This is a genomic window from Mycobacterium sp. E136 (assembly GCF_001666865.1).
Lineage (GTDB): Bacteria > Actinomycetota > Actinomycetes > Mycobacteriales > Mycobacteriaceae > Mycobacterium.
Window position 1 is genome coordinate 1 of sequence record NZ_LZJE01000247.1, and the last position, 1,143, is coordinate 1,143.

Annotated in this window: 2 protein-coding genes; one reads left to right on the forward strand and one right to left on the reverse strand. The window is 65.0% G+C overall.

All coding sequences use genetic code 11. The features are described from left to right. Nucleotides 1-746 (reverse strand): NAD(P)H-dependent amine dehydrogenase family protein (locus tag A5698_RS16415; protein WP_068298982.1); only part of this gene is annotated, 746 nt, incomplete at its 3' end. Nucleotides 747-877: 131 nt separating this feature from the next. On the opposite strand from A5698_RS16415, the gene A5698_RS28660 reads away from it, so the two are divergent. Next, nucleotides 878-1,018, forward strand: coding sequence for a hypothetical protein (locus tag A5698_RS28660; protein WP_156670581.1), 141 nt, complete (start codon nucleotides 878-880; stop codon nucleotides 1,016-1,018). Nucleotides 1,019-1,143 lie beyond the last annotated feature (125 nt).

Sequence of the window (1,143 nt, forward strand, 5' to 3'; positions counted from 1 at the left end):
GTCCCCGCCTCGATAGTGCCGAACGCCACCTCGATGTCGCGGTCCGTGACGCGGCGGTCGAGGGTGCCGCGGACCTCCTCGACCTCCACGCCGAGACCGGCGGCCATCAGATGAATCGGTGCCCGCCAAGCCATTTCGATGAACCCAGGCGTCTTCAGCAGCGGTTCGAAATCCAGGGGACGACCAAAGCCCATGCCGTTCATCATCACGTCGGCCACCGGGTAGTGATCGTTGAGCGCGACCTCGGTGACGGTCAGACGCTGGATCCGCTTCGACTGCGTGGCGAGCACCAACGCCAGCTGGTCGGAGCCGAAACCGGGGAAGATCCCGGAGGCGTAAAAGGATGCACTCCCCTTCTTCGCCGCCTGCTCCATCTGGTTGCGCCATTCGGGCGAGTAATAGGCGGGCGGATAGATCAGCGTCGTCGACGACGTCGACACGACGTTGATCCCGGCTTCCAGGAGCTTCAGGTAGTCGGGCACCGCCGCGGCGTCGCGTTCCGGCCCGCTCGCGGCGTACACCACGCAGTCCGGTCGCAGCGTGATCAACGCATCGGCGTCATTGGTGGCCGCCAGCCCGATCGGATCACCGCCCGCCAGCACCCCCGCGTCCTTGCCGACTTTCTCCTCGGAGTGCACCCACACCCCGACGAGATCCAGGTCGGGTCTCTGTGAGATCGCGCGGATCGCGATGGAGCCGATTCCGCCGGTCGACCAGACCACGACGCGGTGCTTACCTCCGGTCATCGATCCTCCTCCGGGAGCCCGGTGTGGCGACAAAGCCAGCGCTGAGAATAGCATCCACTATTAATGGTAACCAGAACAAAGATTAGGTTAGAGTCGGTCGTCGTGAATACCCCGGCCTTGTCGCGGTGCTGATGTTCACGCTCCGGTTCGACATCCGGGCGCCCGCCGAGGGAGCGCCGACGACCGAGCTGTACTCGGTCGCTGTGCAGATGTGTGGGAGACGGCAGGGCGACGAATCGGTCGCGAGTATCTCGAGCGCGCCGCACTGGTGACGGGGTCAATCGCAGCAACGGAGGAATCGTGAAAACACCGCTGAGAACCGTGGTCTGGGGGACGGGCGGCGTCGGGTCGATCGCGATCGATGCGATCCGGAGCAGGCCCGACCTGGATCTGGTCG

Coding starts and splice junctions, on each gene's coding strand:
- A5698_RS28660 (WP_156670581.1), top strand. CDS start 878: ATGTTCACGCTCCGGTTCGACATCCGGGCGCCCGCCGAGGGAGCGCCG.